General features: G+C 71.5%; 16 protein-coding genes. 9 read left to right on the forward strand and 7 right to left on the reverse strand.

What is annotated here, in order from left to right:
• The first annotated feature begins 104 nt into the window (after window positions 1-104).
• Together ACIBSV_RS12320 and hemW are read left to right on the forward strand one after the other, a co-directional pair.
• Complete coding sequence (locus ACIBSV_RS12320) at window positions 105-1,961, forward strand: AMP-dependent synthetase/ligase (protein ID WP_395861983.1); 1,857 nt, start codon at window positions 105-107, stop codon at window positions 1,959-1,961.
• A gap of 196 nt (window positions 1,962-2,157) precedes the next feature.
• A complete protein-coding gene (gene hemW / locus ACIBSV_RS12325) occupies window positions 2,158-3,378 on the forward strand; it encodes a radical SAM family heme chaperone HemW (RefSeq protein ID WP_395861985.1) in 1,221 nt (406 codons plus the stop codon).
• Window positions 3,379-3,621: 243 nt separating this feature from the next.
• Here hemW and ACIBSV_RS12330 read toward each other — a convergent pair whose 3' ends face one another.
• From ACIBSV_RS12330 to ACIBSV_RS12345, 4 genes are read right to left on the reverse strand one after another with little or no spacing between them, the layout of a single operon-like run.
• Window positions 3,622-5,595 carry a dynamin family protein gene (locus ACIBSV_RS12330; protein WP_395861987.1) on the reverse strand — a complete coding sequence of 658 codons (1,974 nt, stop codon included), beginning with the start codon at window positions 5,593-5,595 and terminating at the stop codon, window positions 3,622-3,624.
• Between the two features lie 28 nt (window positions 5,596-5,623).
• On the reverse strand, window positions 5,624-8,377 hold the full coding sequence (locus tag ACIBSV_RS12335; protein ID WP_395861989.1) for a dynamin family protein: 2,754 nt from the start codon (window positions 8,375-8,377) through the stop codon (window positions 5,624-5,626).
• Between the two features lie 43 nt (window positions 8,378-8,420).
• Window positions 8,421-9,548 carry a hypothetical protein gene (locus tag ACIBSV_RS12340; RefSeq protein WP_395861991.1) on the reverse strand — a complete coding sequence of 376 codons (1,128 nt, stop codon included), beginning with the start codon at window positions 9,546-9,548 and terminating at the stop codon, window positions 8,421-8,423.
• The gene (locus tag ACIBSV_RS12345; RefSeq protein ID WP_395861993.1) at window positions 9,545-11,572 is read right to left on the reverse strand and encodes a dynamin family protein; all 2,028 of its coding nucleotides are present in this window, start codon (window positions 11,570-11,572) and stop codon (window positions 9,545-9,547) included. The genes ACIBSV_RS12340 and ACIBSV_RS12345 overlap by 4 nt, the downstream gene beginning before the upstream one ends.
• 312 nt (window positions 11,573-11,884) lie before the next feature.
• Between ACIBSV_RS12345 and ACIBSV_RS12350 the strand changes: the two genes are divergently transcribed.
• Window positions 11,885-12,778: a phenylalanine 4-monooxygenase gene (locus tag ACIBSV_RS12350; protein ID WP_395861995.1), complete on the forward strand. Its 894-nt coding sequence runs from the start codon at window positions 11,885-11,887 to the stop codon at window positions 12,776-12,778.
• 117 nt (window positions 12,779-12,895) lie between these two features.
• Window positions 12,896-13,465, forward strand: a complete 570-nt coding sequence (locus tag ACIBSV_RS12355; protein WP_395861997.1) for a Uma2 family endonuclease — start codon at window positions 12,896-12,898, stop codon at window positions 13,463-13,465.
• Window positions 13,466-13,494: 29 nt separating this feature from the next.
• Here ACIBSV_RS12355 and ACIBSV_RS12360 read toward each other — a convergent pair whose 3' ends face one another.
• The 3 genes from ACIBSV_RS12360 to ACIBSV_RS12370 form a co-directional block, all read right to left on the reverse strand.
• On the reverse strand, window positions 13,495-14,511 hold the full coding sequence (locus ACIBSV_RS12360; protein ID WP_395861999.1) for a WD40 repeat domain-containing protein: 1,017 nt from the start codon (window positions 14,509-14,511) through the stop codon (window positions 13,495-13,497).
• A gap of 139 nt (window positions 14,512-14,650) precedes the next feature.
• Window positions 14,651-15,481 (reverse strand): DUF3097 domain-containing protein, encoded by an 831-nt coding sequence (locus ACIBSV_RS12365; protein ID WP_395862001.1) that lies wholly within the window; start codon window positions 15,479-15,481, stop codon window positions 14,651-14,653.
• Between the two features lie 29 nt (window positions 15,482-15,510).
• Window positions 15,511-16,266: an MBL fold metallo-hydrolase gene (locus ACIBSV_RS12370; protein WP_395862002.1), complete on the reverse strand. Its 756-nt coding sequence runs from the start codon at window positions 16,264-16,266 to the stop codon at window positions 15,511-15,513.
• A gap of 148 nt (window positions 16,267-16,414) precedes the next feature.
• Between ACIBSV_RS12370 and hrcA the strand changes: the two genes are divergently transcribed.
• From hrcA to ACIBSV_RS12395, 5 genes are all read left to right on the forward strand, one after another.
• Window positions 16,415-17,431: a heat-inducible transcriptional repressor HrcA gene (gene hrcA, locus ACIBSV_RS12375; protein ID WP_026218791.1), complete on the forward strand. Its 1,017-nt coding sequence runs from the start codon at window positions 16,415-16,417 to the stop codon at window positions 17,429-17,431.
• Between the two features lie 2 nt (window positions 17,432-17,433).
• A complete protein-coding gene (dnaJ, locus tag ACIBSV_RS12380) occupies window positions 17,434-18,564 on the forward strand; it encodes a molecular chaperone DnaJ (protein WP_395862004.1) in 1,131 nt (376 codons plus the stop codon).
• Window positions 18,565-18,760: 196 nt separating this feature from the next.
• Window positions 18,761-19,828: an NAD(P)H-dependent flavin oxidoreductase gene (locus ACIBSV_RS12385; protein ID WP_395862006.1), complete on the forward strand. Its 1,068-nt coding sequence runs from the start codon at window positions 18,761-18,763 to the stop codon at window positions 19,826-19,828.
• The gene (locus ACIBSV_RS12390) at window positions 19,825-20,565 is read left to right on the forward strand and encodes a 16S rRNA (uracil(1498)-N(3))-methyltransferase (RefSeq protein ID WP_395862008.1); all 741 of its coding nucleotides are present in this window, start codon (window positions 19,825-19,827) and stop codon (window positions 20,563-20,565) included. Before ACIBSV_RS12385 ends, ACIBSV_RS12390 begins: the two co-directional genes overlap by 4 nt.
• Window positions 20,566-20,638: 73 nt before the next feature.
• The gene (locus ACIBSV_RS12395) at window positions 20,639-21,001 is read left to right on the forward strand and encodes a histidine triad nucleotide-binding protein (protein WP_395862010.1); all 363 of its coding nucleotides are present in this window, start codon (window positions 20,639-20,641) and stop codon (window positions 20,999-21,001) included.
• Window positions 21,002-21,006 lie beyond the last annotated feature (5 nt).

Here is a 21,006-nt window from a genome sequence, read left to right on the forward strand (position 1 = left end):
CCCGTACGGACACCCCTGTGGATACCCGTATGGGTACCGGTATCGACGCCGGTACAACGGCACCGCCACCACCCCTGAAATCCGCCCAGGACACGGAGGCCGCAGTGAGTCCAGAGCCCGTCGGCATCGACAACCGCCCGCCGTCCATCGCGGTGGATTTCCTGGAGCGCGTTCGGGCGACGCCCGAACGAGAGGCGTACCGATACCCGGTCGCGGTGGGCGACGGCGACCGCGAGGAATGGCGGTCGCTCACCTGGGGGCAGGCCGGCGACCGGGCCAAGGCGATCGCCGCCGGCCTGGTGGCGCTGGGGGTCGAGCCCGAGGACCGGGTAGCGATCGTGGCCGAGACCAGGTTCGAGTGGGTGCTCGCGGACATGGGCATCATGTGCGCCGGGGCGGCCACCACCACCGTCTATCCGACCACCAACGCCGACGAGGCCGCGTTCATCCTGGCCGACTCCGGCAGCGTGGTGGTGTTCGCCGCCGACGACGCCCAACTCGCCAAGCTGCGCGGCGAGCGGACCGGTCTGGACGCGGTGCGCAAGGTGATCGTCTTCGACCACGCCGCCGACGAGGCCGACGACGACTGGGTGAGCACCCTCGCCGAGTTGGAGGAACTGGGCCGTGCCCGGCTGGAGAAGGAACCCGACCTGGTCGAAACCCGCGTCGGCGCGATCACCCGCGACCAGCTCGCGACGCTGATCTACACCTCCGGTACCACCGGTCGACCCAAAGGCGTTCGGCTCGCCCACGACACGTGGGCTTACCAGGCCGCCGCGCAGGCCGCGATGGGGCTGACCGAGATCGACGAGCTGCAGTACCTGTGGCTGCCGCTCGCGCACTGCTACGGCAAGGTGATGGTGTCCGGCCAGATCCGGATCGGCTACCCGACCGCGATCGACGGCCGGATTCCCAAGCTGATCACCAACCTTCCGATCGTACGGCCGACCTTCATGGCCGCCGCGCCGCGCGTGTTCGAGAAGGTGTACAACTCCGTGCACGTGCGGATGCGCGCCGAGGGCGGCCTCAAGTACCGGATCTTCCGGTGGGCGATCGGCGTCGGTCGGGAGACGTCGCAGACCCGGCAGGCCGGTCGCACCCCCTCCGTGCTGCTGAACGCCAAGTACCGGTTGGCCGATCGGCTCGTCTTCGGCAAACTGCGCGACCTGTTCGGCGGCCGGCTCAAGGGTTGTATCTCCGGCAGCGTGGCGCTCTCGCCCGACGTCGCGGAGTTCTTCGACGCGATCGGCATCCCCATCCTGGAGGGCTACGGCCTGACCGAGGCCAGCGCGGGCAGCTCGGTCAACCGCTACGACGCGCACCGCATCGGCACCGTCGGCGTGGTCCTGCCCGGCTCGGAGCTGCGCATCGCCGAGGACGGCGAACTGCTCGTGCGCGGCCCCGGGGTGATGCAGGGCTACCACAACAACCCCGAGGCCACCGCCGAGGTGCTCACCGAGGACGGCTGGCTGCGCACCGGCGACATCGGGGTGGTCGAGGACGGTTTCCTGCGGATCACCGACCGCAAGAAGGACCTGATCAAGACGTCGGGCGGGAAGTACGTGGCGCCCAGCGAAATCGAGGGCCGGTTCAAGGGCATGTGCCCGTACGTCGGCAACATCCTCGTGCACGGCGAGGGCCGAAACTTCTGCTCCGCGCTGATCACCCTGGACCCGGACGCGATCCGGGGCTGGGCCGCCGACCGGCCGGCACTGCGGGACAAGTCGTACGAGGAACTGGCCGGCAGCGCGGAGGCCCGCGCGCTCATCGCCGACTGCCTCGACGAGCTCAACGCCGGCCTCCAGCGCTGGCAGACGGTGAAGAAGTTCGCCATCCTGCCGCGCGACCTGAGCGTCGAGCACGGTGAGCTGACGCCGAGCCTGAAGGTCAAGCGGCGGGTGGTGGAGCAGCAGTACGCGGAGCTGCTGGAGGGCATGTACACGGGCACGCTGGTCACCTGAGCTCGGGGCTGGGCCGGGCCCGAGCCCGGTCCGGGGGCTGGGCTGGCCCCCGGGGCCGGGGCCGGGGCCGGGGCAGGGGCCGGGCGCCGGTGCCGGGTCGCGCGTCGAGGGGCGTCGGACGGTCGTCCGGGTCCGGGGTGGGCGCCGAGGGGTCGACGGCGCCGGGCTCGGTCGCCGGCTCGTGGACAATGGGAGGATGCCCTCCGCACCCCCCGACGGTCTGCCCGTGCCCGAAGACGGTTCGCTGCCCGCGTCCGCGCTCGCCGAGTTCGCGGACGCGAGTCGTCCGTTCGGCTTCTACGTGCACGTGCCGTATTGCGCGTCGCGGTGCGGCTACTGCGACTTCAACACGTACACCGCGACCGAACTGGGTGGGTCGGCCTCGCAGGGGTCCTACGCGGACGACGCGATCGCCGAGATCCGGCTGGCCCGGCGGCGGCTCGGCGACGTGGACCGGCCGGTGGAGACGGTGTTCTTCGGCGGCGGCACGCCCACCCTGCTGCCGGCCGAGGATCTGGCTCGGATCCTGGGCGCGATCCGGGACGAGTTCGGGCTCGCCGCCGGCGCCGAGGTGACCACCGAGGCGAACCCGGAGTCGGTCGATCCGGCCTATCTGGCCACGTTGCTGGCGGGCGGCTTCAACCGGCTGTCGTTCGGCATGCAGAGTGCGCGCAAACACGTCCTGCAGATCCTGGACCGCCGGCACACCCCGGGTCGGCCCGAACAGTGTGTGGCCGACGCGCGCGCGGCCGGGTTCGAGCACGTCAACCTGGACCTGATCTACGGCACGCCGGGGGAGTCCGACGACGACTGGCGGGCCTCACTGGACGCGGTGCTCGGCGCGCGTCCCGACCACGTCTCGGCGTACGCGCTGATCGTCGAGGACGGCACCCGGCTGGCCGGTCGGGTGCGTCGGGGCGAATTGCCGATGCCGGACGACGACGTGCTCGCGGACCGCTACCTGATGGCCGACGAGGCGTTCTCCGCCGCCGGGCTCGGCTGGTACGAGGTGTCCAACTGGGCCACCGACGCCGCGGCGCGCTGCCGGCACAACGAGCTGTACTGGACCGGCGCGGATTGGTGGGGCGCGGGGCCGGGGGCGCACAGCCACGTGGGCGGGGTGCGGTGGTGGAATGTGCGCCATCCCGCCGCGTACGCGCAGCGGCTGGCGGCGGGGACGTCTCCCGCGCAGGCGCGCGAGTTGCTCACCGCGGAGGACCGGCGGGTCGAGCGGATCCTGCTCGAGCTGCGGTTGGCCGAGGGCGTCCCGCTCTCGCTCCTTGCGGACGTGGGGCGGAAGGCGGCGTCTCGGGCCGCTGCGGACGGGCTGCTCGAGCCGCTTGGGGGCGGGCGGGCGGTTCTCACGTTGCGGGGGCGGTTGTTGGCCGACGCGGTCGTGCGGGATCTGGTCGACTAGGGCGGCCGACACCCGCTTCTGGCCTCAAACGCCGGCCGGGCTGTTTCGCCTCATGCGCCGGCGGGGCTGGGTGGCCTCATGCGCCGGCCGGGCTGTTTCGCCTCAAGCGCCGGCGGGGCTGGGTGGCCTCAAGCGCCGGCGGGGCTGGGTGGCCTCATGCGCCGGCCGGGCTGATTGGCCTCAAACGCCGGCGGGGCTGTTGGGTCGGGTTGTGGTTGCCCGGCCGGCGTTTGTGGGTGGTGCCTACATCGCCACGTCCATGATCAGGTCTGCCAGGGACTCGTCGACGCGGTTGAGTTCCTGGGCGTAGCGGCGCATTTCGCCGCTCTCGCGCTTTGCGTCGGACTCGCCTTGTTCCTTGGTGCGGAGGGCCGCGCCGACCTCGTCGCGGATCGACTTGATCTCCGCGTCCAGGCCCTGGGCGATCGCGTCGCGCATCTTGCGGAGTTGTTTGACGACCTCTTCGCCCAGGTTGGTGACATCGGTGTCGGCCTGCTTGCGCAGTTCCAACTGGACCTGTTCGGCGACCTGTTCCTTGAGGCGGCGGTTGGCCTTGTTCAGTTGCAGCGCGCCCTTGAACACGGTCGAGCCGAGCACCGCGCCGAGGATCACGAACGGGCCCAGACCGACCAGGAACGCCGCCGTGCCGACCGCGATCTGCGGCAGCAGTGCGGTGAGCATCGACCGGAGGTTGAACTTGCCGCCGGAGACCGCCGTCGCCGGGTCGAGCACGAAACTGACCGCGTCCGCGAGCAGCCGCTCGATCGGTGTCGAGGGCTTGCCGTCCTCGTCCGTGCCGACCGGCCCCGACGTGAGCGACGCGCGGATCTCGTCGATGCGCGTGACGAACTGCTTCACGTCGTCGTCGATCATCCGCTCCATATCCTCGACGCGACGAGAGACGAGCGGCTTGAGCTCGTTCTCCTGCCACTGCGCGAACTCGACCTGGACCCGCCCGGAGAGATGGTCGGTGATCTCCTTGACCGCCGCCTCCATTTTCTCGCGCGCGTTGAACGGATTGGCGCCGATGGTGTTGCTCGGGTCGTACTCCTGCGCCCAATTCGGGATGTTCGCGGCTACCCGGTCCATGAACCGCCGGGTCGCGGCCTCCACCTCGCCGCGGGTCTCGCGCAGGTGCTCCTCCATCTGCGCGACGATCACCCGCCGGTTCTGCTCCAGCCGGGTCAGCGGGCCCTGGACCCGTTCGTAGGTGGCCCGCAGCTCCTCGACGTCCTGGGTCAGCAGCGCCTCCTTGCGGTCGATCTGCTCGCGCGCCTCGATCAGCAGGTACTTGAGTTCGCGCGCGGGAGACAGGATCTTCGCCCGACCGCGCTCTCGGGTCAGGAACTCCTCCAGACCGCGCTCCAGTTCGGGCATCCCGGAGCCGGCCAGCAGGTCCGGGTCGCCCTTCTGCCGGCCGGTCAGCGCGGCCCGGGCGTTCACGAAGAACACCCGGTCGGGGCGGGAGAGATAGGGGGAGAGACGCTTGCGGATCTCCCGCTGTACGTCCTCGCGCTCCTCCTCCTCGACCAGGTTGATCTTGTTGCCGACGTAGAAGACGTCCTCGTGGCCGCGGGCCTTGACGTGTACGTCCAGGAAGAGCTGCTCGCTGCGCGACATCGCGGCCTGGCAGTCCACCACGAACACCAGCACGTCGGCCTGTTCGAGGTAGTTCAGGGTGACCTTCTCGCGTTCCGGGGCCTCGTTGAGACCCGGCGAGTCGACCACCACGACACCGTTGCGGCACAGCTCCAACGGCCAGCGCACCACCGCCCGCTCGTACGGGTTCGGGGTGTTGTCGTCGTCCGCGCCGATGGTGACGTAGTCGGCGATCTCGTCCACGCCGACGGTCAGCGGTTCGCCCGCCGTACCATCCGCCTCCAGCGGATAGATCAGCGCGGAGCGGGTGTCACCCCACGTGACCTCGTTGATGATCGCGGTGCACGGCCGGGCGAACGAGGGCAGCACCTTCTCGCCCAGCATCGAGTTGATCACCGTGCTCTTGCCGCGCTTGAACTCGCCGACGATCATCACCTTGAACGCCTCGGACGCGGCCCGCTGCTTCAACGAGTCCAACTTCTTGACGCCCGCGCCGATCCGCAACCCGGCCACGATCGGCGTGAGCCGGTCGATCAGGCCGACCAGGGTCTCCTGCCGTGCCCGCCACGCGCCGTAACCCGCGTAGGCCCCATCGGCCGCCCCGTGACCCTTGTCCACCCTGAACGCTCCCCTCCTCGACGGCGTCTCAGCCTCTGGCGCCCAGCATGGTGTCGAGCTGAACCCCGAGCTGCTCGCTGCGCGAGACCAGATCCTGCCATGCGGGTCCATCGGTGCCGACCTTGGCCAGCGCGGTCCGGCGATCCGTCCGCCACGCCTTCTGGCCCCGCACCGCCTCGTCCATCACCCCGGCGTACAGCGTGTGCAGGCGCTTGGAGACCTCCTCGGAGAAGCCGCCGAGCACGTCCTCGACCATCGGCTCCAGCGCCTTCATCGCCTGGGCGCGCTGTGCCTCGGTCAGCGACGTCGACTTGACCTCGCCGAGCACCATGCCGCCCGCCGAGGCGGCCATGCTCGCGCCCATCGGCAGCGCGGAGACGCCACCGGTGAGCGGGATCAGCAGCGCGCCGAGGACGGCGAGGCCGGTCGGGCCGATCCGCCAGGCGAGCTTGCGGCTCTTGAGGTCCTTCAGACCCAGCGACTCCGCCTCGCCGAGTTCGAACTCGGTGGAGAGCTGCTCGACCTTCTCCAGCCGGTATCCGCTGCCGCGCCCGAAGTGCAGCTTCATCTTCGCGTCCAACCACTGCACGTCGGCCTGCACGCTGGAATGCAACTGGGCCTCGAACTTCTTGGCCAGCGCGGTCAGTTCACGACGCAGGCGGAACGGCAGGTCGCGTTCCCACCAGGTCCGGGGGTCCGGCGCGCGCTCCATCTCGTAGCGCATCGTGTCCAGCAGGTCGCCGCGGGAGAGCTGGAGGTGCTCGCGGAACTTCTCCGCGGTCTGCGTGCGCCGCTGCTGGAGTTCGACCCGGACCTTGCCCCACTCGGAGGACATCCGGTCGATCTCCACCTCGGACCGCTCGGCGGCGCGCTGCCGTTCGGCCGCGCCGAGCTCGGCCGCGGCCAGGCCGTCCCGGCCCACCTGGGCCATCTCGCCCAGCAGCGCGAGTAGTTGGCCGGCGGTCTGCCGCGAGCGCATGCTGCGCCGGCCGCCGGAGGTGGAGTACTCGGTGATCCGCTCCAGCACGCCGGCCACCGGCGAGAGGTCCTCGCGATGCGGACCGGCCAGCACCTGGAGGATCGGCGAGATGCGGCGCACCCGGCCGCCGAGGTAGTCGACGATGTCCTCGCGCTCGTCCTCGTCGACGGTGTCCAGCTTGGACACCACCACGGTGATCCGCGGCACGTGCCGGGCGATCACCTCTTCCTCCAGGAACGCGGTCTCGGACAGGCCGAGCGGTGCACTCGCGGAGACCACCATCAGCACCGCGTCGCTCGCCGAGACCGTGCGCCGGACCAGGTCCTCGGTCCGGCGGTCGTGCTCCTCGGCGTCCTCGCCCTTGCCGCGCCCGGCGTTGATGCCCGGGGTGTCCACCAACTCGATGTCCAGGCGGGCCAGTTCGGGTTCGGCGACGAGCACCCGGACGCCGATCAGCCGGGCCGCGTCCGAGTCCCGACGCTCACTCAGCCGGTGCACCTCGTCCCAGGACGCGGACACCGCCGGCCGCGGCTCGGCCCGCCCGTCGGCGAACTGCAACTCCAGGCGCGGCTCCGGTCCGGAGGCGATCACCAGAGGCACGGGCGTGTGTCGACCCTCGGGCAACACCGGGGCGCCGAGCAGTCGGTTGATCAGCGAGGTCTTGCCGCGGCCGAATTCGCCGACCACCGCGACGCGCAGTCCCGGCCGGCGCATCCGCGCCCGCAGTCGGTCCAGTTCACCGGCGATCGCGTCCAGGCCGAAATCGTCGGCGATCTTGTGCGCGTCGTTGATCCGCCGGCCGAGCGTGGTCGCCGACGGCGCCTGCTTGACCAGGCTGGTCACCGATCCGGGCGGGGGCGGCGCGGACGCGGGCACGGCCGGCGCGTCGGCCGGGGTGCCGTGCGGGGTGACGGGCGTACGCGGGGCCGGCGGCGCGGGCGCGACGACCTGCGCGGCCGGTGCGGCCTGCGGCAGTCGTGCGGCCGGCGGCGGCGAGGCGACCGGCGTCGACCCACCCGATTCACCCGACCCGCCGGATCCACCCGGGCCACCCGCGCCGGACGGGCCGCCCGCGAGGCGGCCCGCCCAGTCCGGATTCGGCCCCGGAACGGTCGAGGCATCGCCCGCCGGGCGCGGACCCGGAGCCGGGGCCTGCCTCCGGTCCGCCGTCTGCCCCGACGGGCCGGGTCGGCCGGTGGGCGAGTCGCCCGAGTCGCGACGCGGCGCCGCCTCACGCGGCGCACCCGCGCGCAGCCACGAGGCGGTGCTCGGCACGAGCTGGTGGTACGCGGCCACCGCGCCGGAGGGCATCACCCGCGCGTACAGCCCGGCGAGGATCTTCGGTCCGCCCTTCGCGTCCGCCTCGGGGTCGGCCAGGAAGCGGCCGAGCGACTGGAAGAAGCGGGCCCGCTCGGCCAGCCCCTCCGGCCGCATCGACAGCGCCCAGGCGGCCTCGTCCCCGATCGTGCTCTCGACCGACTTCGCGACCTCGGGCAACTCGGTCAGCTTCACGTGCCGCAGCACGTCCTCGGACGGCCAGGCCCACTGGACCGCGCCCCACACCGGGTGGATCGGCAGTTCGCGGCGCCCGGGGGTGGCCTTGCCGACCCCGATCAGGCTCCACAACGTCCAGCCGGCCGCGGTGCGCTCGGGCACCGGCGGCAGCGCCACCGACTCCATGGTGACCCAGCCGCGCAGCTCGTCGCTGCGGTGGATCCCGCTCAACAGGCCCGCGACGCCGGGGCGTCGGCGCGGCTGTACCTGCGCGGCCTGGCGCAGCACGTGTTCACGATCGAACGACATGTGTGGTCCCTACTCCCATCGAATCCGTTGTGATGTCGAACGATCAGGCGTGCGTCGGGTGTGCCACGATCATCGTGGTGTCCCGGTCCTGCCACGCGTTGACGAAGTCGGCCAGCGGGATCGGCTCGGTCTGGCCGAACGGCGCGCCGGAGTCGTTGAGCAGGACGTAGACGGATCCGTCGGGCTGGGTGTCGATGCCGGTGACCCACACGGCGTGCCCCATCGTCGGGTCCTGCTCCAGCGGCGCCCCGGTGTTCGGGTCGTGCACGGGGGACCAGATCTCCTGCGCGTCCAGGGCGACGATGACCTGGTCGCCCTTCTCCAGCGCGTCGAGCATCTGGCGCATGTCGGCGCCCGGAACCATGTCCGTGTCCACACCGTGCATTTCCAGCAGCTTGCCGATGTCGTCGGTCCTGGTGCCGGTCTCGGGGTCGTAGATGCCGGCCTGCTGGGCCTCGGTCATCAGCGCGTTCTCGTCCAGCGGCACGCCGGTGAGCTTCTCCAGGATCATCCCTTGGGAGACCACCGCGCAGCTCGTCGGGCTGGTCTGCTGCTGCCAGTACTGCGCGTCGCCCACCGGGTCGCCGAAACCGTCGAACTGGGCCGGTGTCCAGTTGTCCGGCGCGTGGTACTCCCAGTTGCCGCTTCCGTCGTCGACGGCGCCCCACTGCGGGCTGACGCCCTGGCCGTGGTCCGCGGCGGGCCCGGGGTCGTAGCCGGCCGGGTCGGCGTACGGGTCGGAGCCGCCGTACGGGTCGCTGCCGTAGGGGTCGCCGTACGGGTCGGCGTAGGGATCGCCGTAGGGATCGGCGTACGGGTCGTTCGCGTAAGGGTCGTTGGCGAGCTGGTCGTCGCGCCACTGCTGACTGGGCGTGGCCGGGGGCACGTTGCCGTCGTTCGGGTCGAACATCTGCGGGTCGTACATGTCGATCTTGCCGTCGCCGTCGCTGTCCGCGTGGAACGGGTCGTAGTTCGGGTCGTGCAGCGGATCGAAGTTCGGGTCGGTATACGGCAGAGTGGAGTTGGGGTAGGCGCCGTTGGACTCGCCGCCCGCGTCGGTCTCCCACAGTGGTGCCGCCCCGACAGTGCCCCCGTCGGCGGTGTCCAGCGTGTCGATGGTGTCGTCGGAGACCATCGCGAACAGGTCGTCGTCGTGCGTGTAGTCGCTCATCTGCCGAATTCCCCCCGGCGTGTGAGGCGCTCGCGTTGGCTGTTCACCGTGCCGCGGCGCCGTTCCGTCTGCCTGTCCGCGTCCTGCAACAGGCTTCTGCGAGCCGCGAGAATATCCTCACGGCGGTGATGCTCGGCCACCATCTCGGCGACCGCCGCCTCGTACCTGGCCCGATAGCGGTCCACGTGGCGAGAGACGTCCAGCGAGTAGTGCGTCGTCGCCGCCCCGACGGCCTCGTCGATCTGTCGGGACAAACCGTCGGCGACGGTTCGCAGTGTCTGATGCATTTCGGCGCGTGCGTGGTTCCGCAGGGCCGTCATGTCGGTGGATGCGAGTGAATCGGCCACTTTGGCCATGAAACCGCCGAATCCGGCTCGGCCCGACGGGGCTCCCGGATCGCCGTTCCGGCCGCCGCCGAACCACTGGTCCAGGGCGCCGCCGATCCGCGCGCCGGGCGTCCTGGGGGCGGTCGGATCCAGGCGCACGGCGCGGATCTGCTGGGTCACGCCGGTGACCGAGTCCTGGTAGGCGCGCATCGCCGCGTCCGCGAGCTGATGCCCGGTCAGCACGGTGACCCGGTCCGGGCCGTCGGCTCGGGCGATCGCGCCGAGCTTGCGATAGGCCGCCTCGAACGCGGTGTCCGCGGCGGCCCGCGCGCTCTCGGCCGCGGTCGCCAGCGCGCCGGTGACCGCCTGCTGCACGATGTCGCCGATCCGGGGCAGGCCCTGCCGGATCAGCTCGGGCGCGCGGACGCCGATCACCGCGCGCAGTTCGTCCGGGGTCTCCGCGCCGTCCAGGGCGTGGTCGATCTCGGCGCGGGTGTAGCGCCACCACTGCGGCGCCATGCCGCCGACGGCCTGCTGGGCGCGCTGGGCACCGGCGCCGAGCAGGCGCGCGGTCTCGCCGTGTTGGGCCCGGACGAAGGCGGCCATGTCGGCGATCCGGGCACCGGCGAGTTCGCTCTCCTCGGCGTCGAGCCGCTGTTCGGCGAGGGTCACCTCGCGGCGCAACTCGTCGAGCAGGTCCTCCAGCAACCGCAGCAGGTGGTCGGACACCGCGACGATGCGTTGACGCTGCATCAGGTCCCGGAGTCGGGCCAGTGTGCGCGGGAACTCCTCGGCCCAGTAGGCCTGCTCGGGGCCCCGCAGCGGTCGGTTGCCGGCCAGCCGGACCACCGGCTCGGCGGCAACCGGCTCGACGACCGGATCGGCCACGCCCAACATCCGGGCGAACCGCCCGCGGACGTGGGCGAGCAGGTCGTCCCGCTCGTCCTCGTCGATGTGGTCCATCTTGGTGACCAAAATGATGCAGCGGCGCAGTTGTCCGGGATCGAGCGCGTCGGTGAGGAACTCGGCCAACGACACCGGCGACGGCGATGTGGACGCGGTCAGCACCGCCGCGACGTCGGCGATGTCGCGCATCACGGCGCGGGTGATCTCGGTGTGCCCGGCCCGGGCGTTGGTGCCGGGTGTGTCGATGATCACCAGCCCGTCGCGCAGCGCGGCGGCGGGGTGGCGCACCTCCAGGCTCTGTACGTGCGGCGCGATCGCCTCGTCGGCGGTGAGCAGGCGCAGGACGCCGGCCGTGTCCTCGGGCACGACCACATGCGGTGCGAGGTCGGCGAGCATGCCGCCGAGCGGGCTGGCCGCGCCGGTGTATCGCCCGGAGGGATACACGTAGCGGATCCCGTGGCCGCTGAAGCGCACCTCGACGGCGAACTCGTCGCCGTGCGTGATCCTGGTCGCGGCGCCGGTGGTGGGCAGCGCCGACGTGGGCAGCAGGTCCTCGCCCAGCAGCGCGTTGATGAAGGTGCTCTTGCCGGCCGAGAACTCGCCGATCACGGCGAGGTAGTAACGGTCGTCCCGCAGCCGGGTCTCGATCTCGCGGATCCGTGCCGTCAGTTGTGCCAGGCGCTCCTGGTCGCCGACGATGCGACGGACCATCGCGAGCGCGAAATCCAGGTGATCGGAGGTCTCGGTGAGCGCCTCGACCACATCGCGTCGTTGTGCACGATCCCCGGCCATGCCGCGAGAATCCACCACCGCGCCCCCTCCCGACGGTGCCCTCCCCGATGTACGGGCGATCCTGTCACGCGGGCCCGAATCCCGTCTCGATGGATCGAAAGCGGATTCGGGTCGGGCGACGGAACGGCTGTGCCTCTTGTGTGACGGCCGTCCGGATGATGCGATGAGGGCGCCGAGGCGATCCCTCGCACCTGCTCCACGTCGTCACCCAGTCGGCCTGACCGGTCGAAATGGTATGTAAGCGGCGCATAATGGTCGCGTGGGTGTCTCGGCTCGTCCGGCGAGTCGATTCCGATGCGATCAGGAGATGGCATGTTCGAGGAGGCCCAGTATCTGGCCCCGGTCACCCGTAGGGCCGACGGCGGAGTCGAGGTCGAGCTGTCCCGCAGCCACCCGGGATTCGCGGACGCGGTATACCGCGAGCGCCGGAACCGGATCGCGGAACTGGCCCTGGACCACCGGCGTGGGGAGCCCATCCCGGAGGTGGAGTACACCGAGGAGGAGCACGAGGTCTGGCGCCTCGTCTCGCACGAGCTGTCCGTATCGCACGCGGAGTACGCGGTCGCGGACTACCTGGAGGGCACCGCGCGGCTGAAGCTGCCGACGGACCGGATCCCCCAGTTGGAGGAGGTCAGCGGCGCGCTTCAGCCGCTCACCGGCTTCCGCTACCTGCCCGCGGCCGGCCTGGTCCCGCTGCGTGACTTCTACGGGTCGCTGGCCGACTCGTACTTCCACTCGACGCAGTACATCCGGCACCACAGCGTGCCGCTGTACACGCCCGAGCCGGACGTCGTCCACGAGGTGATCGGCCACGCCAACATGCTCGCCTCGGACCGCTTCGCGGCGCTGTACCGGGTTGCCGGCGAGGCCGCCCGCCGGGTGGAGAGCCGCGAGGCCCTGGAGTTCGTCTCGAAGGTCTTCTGGTTCACCCTGGAATTCGGCGTCATGCACGAGGCCGGCGCGCTCAAGGCCTACGGCGCGGGGATCCTGTCCTCCTACGGCGAGATCCGCGAGTTCCGCACCGTCGACATCCGCGACCTGGACCTGGTCGCGATGGGCACGATGCAGTACGACATCACCCACTACCAGGACATCCTGTACGCGGCCCGCTCGATGACCCACCTGGAGGACGTCGTCGGCACCTTCTGGGCGACCTGCACCGACGACTCGATCGCCGCCCTGACGGCCTCGGCGAAGACGCCGTAGCACCCCGATCGCCCTTGGTTCACTCGTGCGGGTGACCAGGCCCCCAAACGCCCGGTCGCCCGCACGAGTGCTTCCTTATGCTCGCGTCGACTACGGAAGGGGTTCAGAATGTCGGCTATGGCACACGAGATCCCCGCGCAGGAGGACGTCATCCTGGACGGCTTCCTGGCGTTGGACACCCCCCTGGGCTTCCGCGCCGAGCTGATCGAGGGGGAGATTGTTGTGACGCCGCCGCCGCTGGGGGACCACGAGCACATCATTGCCGAGTTGGTGGATCAGATCGCGGCAGGCGCCGAGACACCTATGCATTTTTCCGGGAACAAGGGTCTCAGGGTCGACAGTGCCGGTGCCCTCCCGAGCAATCACGTCATTCCCGACGGCACGTTCGCACCCAGGGCCCTGAGCCTGTTTCGCGGGGCGGAATCGTGGATGCCCTGCACCGGCGTAGCCCTGGTCGTGGAGGTCACGTCACAACGAGCCGAGATCGACCGAGAGGCCAAACGCCGCAGTTACGCACGTAGTGGGATTCCGTTGTACCTACTCGTGGATCGAGAGCGGGGCAAAGTGACGCTGTTCTCCGAACTAGAAGGCGACGACTACACGTTGCTCCAAACGGGACCATTCGGTAAGGAGATCGAACTGCCCGTCCCATTCTCGATGACGTTGGATACCTCGAACTACGTATGAAACGCAGGAAGGTGCGTACGGCGCGTGCTTTACACCCGCCGTACGAAGACTCGGCCGAAGTCGCCGCCGGTGGCCAGGAGGGTGCCGTCGGCGGAGAAGACGAGGCGGCGCACGCGTTGGTCGTCGTAGCCGGGCAGGGCCCGCGCGTCGGCCTGGCGCAGGTCCGCGTCGTAGATGTGCAGCGCACTCGTGCGATGGCCGCCCACCGCGAGCCGACGGCCGTCGGGGGAGTAGGCCCACGCGTAGCAGGTGCCCCAGCCGTTCGGGTGGTGCGGATTGTCGAACTGCCAGGCCGGCTCGCCCGTTTCGATCGAGATCGCGAACGGTCCGTGCACCCGGCCCCGGTTGACCACGAGCAGCGTCTCGCTCGGGTCGAAGCCCAGTTCGCCGATCTCCCACGCGAGCGGCACCCGCGCGGTCAACCGGCCGGCCGCCACGTCCCACACCTCGACCTCGTTGGTCGGATCCTCCGTCGCGTCCCGATGCCCGTAGACCACGCCGCGACTCACCCGCCACACCGCCAACAGCCGGCCCGACGCGGACAGCGCCGCGCCGCGGCACTCGGTGGTCGGCGACGCCGTCGACACCTCGCACACCGGCTTGCCCGCGCCGTCCAGCACCTGCACCAGGTCGCCCGCGTCGAAGACCACGAGCCGCTCGCGGGCCGTGTCCCAGGACGGCTGCACCACGTACGGATTGAACAGCGCGTCCTCGAACTGCCGGTAGCAGGCCAGTTGTTCCTCGCGTCCCGTGTCGAGGTCGAACCGGCGGGTCGCGCCGCCGATCGTGTAGACCACGGCCGTTCCGCCGGCGTCGAACAACACGCCGCCGATATCGGTCAGCCGCTCGGCCGCCGGCACGGCGTGCACCGTGCGCCGCTCCCCCGTGGCCACGTCCACCAGTCGGATCGCGCCGTCGTAGCCGACCACCACGGTGTGCCCGTCCGGGTGCAGGTCCAGCCCCCGCGACGAGGTCTTGCCGGGCGGCAGGAACTCCAACACCACCTCGTCCTCGGCCCCGCCCAGCCGGACGAAGCCGGCCCGCATCGCCTTGTCCGCCTCCCGCCGCAGCGCGAGCAGCGCCGCTCCGGCATCGGTGAAATCCCGGCTTGGGGCCGGCCGAGCCCGGCAGCACGAGCGTGACCTGTTCCTGTCGCATCCGAGCACGCTAGCGCCGGCCCGGGACTCACACCTCGGACGGCGCCGTCACGAAGTCGATCAGCTCCTCCACCCGTCCCAGCAGCGCCGGCTCCAGGTCGCGGTACGAATCCACCGCCGCGAGAATCCGACGCCACGCCCGCGGCGGGTCGACCGGCCAGCCGAGCGCCGCGCAGACCCCTTCCTTCCACGGGACTCCGCGCGGTACGTCCGGCCAAGCCGCGATGCCCACCGACGCCGGCCGGACCGCCTGCCACACGTCGATATAGGGGTGTCCCACCACGAGCACATGGTCGCCGGTCACTCGCGCGGCGATCCGGCTCTCCTTCGAGCCCGGCACCAGGTGGTCCACCAGGACGCCCAGCCGTCGATCCGGACCCGGCCCGAACTCGCGTACCAGCGACGGGAGATCGTCGATGCCTTCGAGGTATTCCACGACCACGCCCTCGATCCGCAGGTCGTCGCCCCAGACCCGCTCGACCAACTCGGCGTCGTGTCGGCCCTCCACGTAGATCCGGCCCGCCCGCGCGACCTTGGCCCGGACACCCGCCACCGCGACCGAACCCGACGCGGTCCGCCCGGGGGCACGCGCGGGCCCCGGCGCGCGCGGCCGGACCAGGGTGACCACCTCGCCGTCGATCAGGAACCCGCGCGGATCCATCGGGAAGACCCGCAGCCGCCCGTGCCGGTCCTCCAGCGTGACGGTGAACCCCTCAGGGGTCTTCTCCACCCGGACCACCGCGCCACAGAAGCCGGTGGACGCCTCCTCCACCACCAGATCGCGATCGGCCGCGACCTCCGGGACGGGCTTGTCCTTCTTCCATCCCGGGATCAGCGACTCGGGTCCGTAACTGCGCATGACGGTGACGCTAGCCGGGTGACGGTCCGTCAGTCCGGTACGACGCGCCCGGCGGCGACGTCGGCCAGCCACCGGTTCTGCCGGATCACGAACTCCGTGTCGACCACCGCGCCGTGTCCGGGCAGCCAGACACTCGCGTCCAGCGCGCGCACCCGGGCCAGCGAATCGCTCCACTCGGCGGCGAACGCGTCCGAGCCGAACAGCGGCGGTCCGCTCTCCTCGACGATGTCGCCGGCGATCAGCACACCGCAGTCGGGCACGTGCACGACCAGGTCGTGATCGGTGTGTCCGCGGCCCGGCGCGTACAACACCACCCCGCGCCCACCGAGGTCCACGGTCACCGGCTGCTCGCGGGCCACCAGCCGGGTCGGCGGCACGATCCGCGCGGCGTTCATCAGATCCGGGTCGAAGCCGTGCGAGATGCCGCTCGCGCGACCGGCCTCGGCGTACCGCTCCAGATAGTCCGGCAGGTCCGCGTGGCCCCAGACCTCGGCGTCGGGGAAGGCGCGCAGCACCTCGTCGTTGCCGAAGCAGTGGTCGAAGTGACCGTGCGTGTTCACCACCGCGACCACCCGGTCGGGCAGGTCGTGCGCGGGCAGCTCACGAGCCAGCGAGGCCAGCAGATTCGCGGCCTCGTGGTCGTGCGATCCGGTGTCCACGAGCAGGATCCCGTCGCGTCCCGTGACGACCGCCACATTCAGCTCCAGGCCGGGCAGCCGACGGCGCAGGACGCCCGGTCCGATCGGCTCCCAGGTGGCGTGTTTCGGCTGTTCGGCGCGTACCATGCGTCAACCTTGGCACGGACTCAGGGGTACGGTCCGGATCGGGTGACCCGTACACTGGCACTCGGCGGGACGGAGTGCCAACCAGCGTGACGAACCGCCGCGAACGGGACAGGCAACGGGCGGAACAACGGGTCAGGAGGTGCGCACCATGCTCGACGATCGCAAGCAGGACGTGCTGCGCGCCATCGTGCAGGACTATGTGGCGACCCAGGAGCCGGTCGGCTCCAAGGCGCTCGCGGACCGACACAACCTCGGGGTCTCCCCGGCCACCATTCGCAACGACATGGCCGCGCTGGAGGAGGAGGGCTACATCACGCAGCCCCACACCAGCGCCGGCCGCGTGCCCACGGACAAGGGCTACCGGCTGTTCGTCGACCGGCTCGCGGGTGTCAAGCCGCTGTCGGGCGCCGAGCGCCGGGCGATCCAGACGTTCCTGGCCGGCGCGGTGGACCTGGACGACGTGGTGGGCCGGACGGTGCGGCTGCTCGCGCAGCTCACCCATCAGGTGGCCGTCGTGCAGTACCCCTCGCTGACCCGCTCGACGATCCGGCACGTCGAGCTGCTCACCCTCGCGCCGACGCGCGTCATGCTCGTGCTGATCACCAGCACCGGCCGAGTCGAGCAACGGGTGATGGACACCCCCGGCCCGGTCGGCGAGAACCTGCTCGCCGACGTGCGCGCGCGACTGAACAGCCGGATCACCGGCAAGCGGTTCGCCGATGTGCCGTTGCTGGTCCAGGACCTCGCCGAGCCGTTCACCGCCGAGGAACGGCCGATCGTGGCGGGCATCCTGGCCACGCTGCTCGACACCCTGGTCGAACACAAGGAAGAGAAGGTCGTCCTGGCCGGGACGGCCAACCTGACCCGCTTCGGTATGGACTTCCCGAACACGATCCGCCCGGTCCTGGAGGCACTGGAGGAACACGTCGTGTTGCTGCGCCTGTTGGGCGAGGCGACCGACCCGGGCATGGTCGTGCGGATCGGACACGAGAACATGCACGAAGGACTGGCCGCGACCTCGGTGGTCGCCGTCGGATACGGCAGTGGGCAGGAAACGCTGGCGAAGCTCGGGGTGCTCGGGCCGACCCGAATGGACTACCCCGGAACGATGGGAGCGGTGCGCGCCGTGGCACGGTACGTCGGACAGATCCTCGCGGAGTCGTAGAGTTGGCTACCGATTACTACGAGGTCCTCGGGGTGCGGCGGGACGCCACCCCGGAGGAAATCAAGAAGGCCTTCCGCCGGCTGGCTCGGGAGCTGCACCCGGACGTCAATCCGGACCCGAAGACGCAGGACCGGTTCAAGGAGATCAACAACGCCTACGAGGTCCTCTCGGACCCGCAGAAGCGGCAGATGTACGACCTCGGCGGCGACCCGCTGTCCTCCGGGGGCGGCGCGGGCGGCGGCTTCGGCCAAGCCGGCTTCGGCTTCAGCGACATCATGGACGCGTTCTTCGGCCAGGCCAGCCAGCGCGGTCCGCGCTCGCGCACGCGCCGCGGCCAGGACGCGATGATCCGGATCGAGATCACCCTCGAAGAGGCCGCGTTCGGCACCACCCGCGAGATCCAGGTGGACACCGCCGTCACGTGCAACACGTGCAACGGCGAGGGCGCGGCGCCCGGCACCACGGCGCAGACCTGCGACATGTGTCGCGGTCGCGGCGAGGTCAGCCAGGTCACCAAGTCCTTCCTGGGCCAGGTCATGACGTCGCGGCCGTGTCCGCAGTGTCAGGGCTTCGGCACCGTGGTCCCGCACCCGTGCCCCGAGTGCGCGGGCGACGGCCGGATTCGCGCGCGGCGCACGCTCACCGTCAAGATCCCGGCGGGCGTGGACAGCGGCACCCGGATCCAGCTCGCGGGCGAGGGCGAGGTCGGCCCCGGCGGGGGCCCGGCCGGCGACCTGTACGTGGAGATCGTCGAGGTCCCGCACACCACCTTCCAGCGGCGCGGCGACGACCTGCACTGCACGGTCACCATCCCGATGACGGCGGCGTCGCTGGGTACCAAGGTGCCGTTGCAGACGCTGGACGGCACCGAGGAGATCGACATTCGCCCCGGCACCCAGTCGGGCCAGTCGATCCCGCTGCACGGGCGCGGCATCACCCACCTGCGCGGCGGCGGCCGGGGCGACCTGATCGTGCACGTCGAGGTGCAGACGCCGAGCAAGCTCGACCCCGAGCAGGAGGAACTGCTGCGCCGGCTGGCCAAGCTGCGCGGCGAGGAACGCCCCTCGGGTCAGTTCACGCCGGGCCAGCAGGGCCTGTTCTCCCGGCTCAAGGACGCGTTCAACGGACGCTGAGACGATGCGCGGCGCGCCCGAGGGCGCGCCGCGCGCGGTTTCGTGGTCGCGGGTGTCGGACGGGCCGATTTTCGGCCGCTTCGGCACCCGCGGCGCGTCGGCGAGGGGACGGCGGCTCCGTCCGCCGTCGGACACTCCCTAGGCTGGGCCGGGCGACACGAGCCGAGCCGAGCCCACCGAGCGAACGGGGAGCATGATGCCGACGAATACCGACCCCACCCGGCTCACCGCACTGCCGATCGTGCAGGCGCCGATGGCCGGCGCCGCCGGACCCGCGCTCGCGGCGGCGGTGGTCCGCGCGGGTGGGCTCGGCTTCCTGGCCGCCGGGTATCGCTCGGCCGACGAGCTGGCCGCCGAGATCGACGAACTGCGCACGCTGGTCGGCGACACCCCCTTCGGGGTCAACGCGTTCATGCCGCACCCCACGCCCACCCGCGCCCAGGACGAGCTGACCCGGCGCTACGCGGCCTCGCTCACCCGGGCCGCCGCCCACTACGGCGGCACCGTCGGCACGCCCGCCCCCGGCTGCGAACGCGACGACTGGGACGCCAAGCTCGCACTGCTGCTCGCCCACCCGGTCCCGGTCGTGAGCTTCACCTTCGGCCTGCCCGACACCGAGGCGATCACCGCGCTGCGGGCCGCGGGCACGCTGACCGTGGCCACCGTCACCACGCCCGAGGAGGCCCGCGCCGCCGCCGACGCCGGGGTCGACGCGCTGTGCGTGCAGGGCGCCGAGGCCGGCGGCCACCAGGGCGGATTCGCCAACCCCGACGCGCCCGCCCCGTACGGCCTGCTCACCCTGCTCACGCTGATCGCCGCCGAGACCGAGCTGCCGCTGATCGCCGCGGGCGGCCTGATGACCGGCCGACAGATCGAGGCGGTGCGGCTCGCCGGCGCGAGCGCGGCCCAACTGGGTACCGCCTTCCTGCGCTGCCCGGAGGGCAGCGCGCCCGCCGCGCACAAAGCCGCGCTCGCCGACCCGGCGTTCGAGCGCAGCGTGCTCACCCGCGCGTTCTCCGGCCGCTGGGCCAGGGGACTGCGCAACGGCTTCGTGGCCCGCCACGAGGCCGAGGCTCCCGGGGTCTACCCCTTCGTCCACCACCTGGTCTCGCCGATCCGCAAGGCCGCCGCCGCCCGGGGCGAGGCCGACGGCCTGGCCCTGTGGGCCGGTCAGGGCTGGCGCCTCGCCCGCGAGGAGCCGGCCGCAGAGGTGATCAGCCGGCTCGTCGACGAGATGGCCGCCGCCCGAAAGGCATGCGCTTGAGCGCCCCCGTCTTCCTCTCCCCCGGCGACGCCATCCGGCACGGCCGGCAGGTCGTCCTCGACGGCGCCGAGGGCCGGCACGCCGTCACGGTGCGCCGGCTCGTCGCCGGTGAGCCGGTCGTCCTGGCGGACGGCGCCGGACTGGCCGTGTACGGCACGGTCAACCGCACCGAGGGCAAGGACAGGCTGTACGTCGACGTCGACTCGCGCACCGAGGAACCCGCCCCCACGCCCCGGATCGTGGTGGTCCAGGCGCTGCCCAAGGGTGACCGCGGCGAACTCGCGGTGGAGACGATGACCGAGGTCGGCGTCGACGTGATCGTGCCGTGGGCCGCCTCCCGCTGCATCACCCAGTGGAAGGGTGAGCGTGGGGCGAAGGCCCTGGCCAAGTGGCGCTCGACCGCCCGCGAGGCGGGCAAGCAGGCCCGCCGGCCGCACCTGCCCGAGGTGACCGAGCAGATGAGCACGCGCCGGGTCACCGCCCTGCTCGGCGCCGCCGCGTTCGCGGGCGTCCTGCACGAGGCGGCGACCGAACCGCTGGCGACCGCCGCGACGCCGACCGAGGGCGATCTGGTCCTGGTGGTCGGTCCCGAGGGCGGGGTGTCCCCGGAGGAACTGGCCGCGTTCGCCACCGCCGGCGCGACCGCCTACCGGCTCGGCCCGACCGTGCTGCGCACCTCCACGGCCGGCGTCTCGGCCGCGTCCGTCCTGCTGGCCCGCTCCGGCCGCTGGGCCTGAAGCACCGGGCGCGGGACGTGACTACGATCGGGGGCGACCGCCCGTGATCGACTCGGACCCGATGGAGGCACCCATGGCTGCGGGGGAACCCCAGGCCGACTGCCTGTTCTGCAAGATCCTCGCCGGCGACGTCCCGGCCACGATCGTCCACGAGACCAAGGACGTGGTGGCCTTCCGGGACATCAACCCGCAGGCGCCCACGCACGTTTTGGTCATCCCGCGCGCGCACTACGCCAGCGCGGGCGAACTGGGCGCCGAGGCACCCGAACTGGCGGGCACGCTGCTCGCCGAGGCGGCGGTAGTCGCCGCCGCCGAGGACATCGCCGGGTCCGGCTACCGGATCGTCTTCAACACCGGCGCCGGCGCCGGCCAGACCGTGTTCCACGTGCACGCGCACCTGCTCGGCGGCCGCGGGCTGAGCTGGCCTCCCGGCTAGTCGAA

Source organism: Embleya sp. NPDC050154 (genome assembly GCF_044460165.1).
GTDB lineage: Bacteria > Actinomycetota > Actinomycetes > Streptomycetales > Streptomycetaceae > Embleya.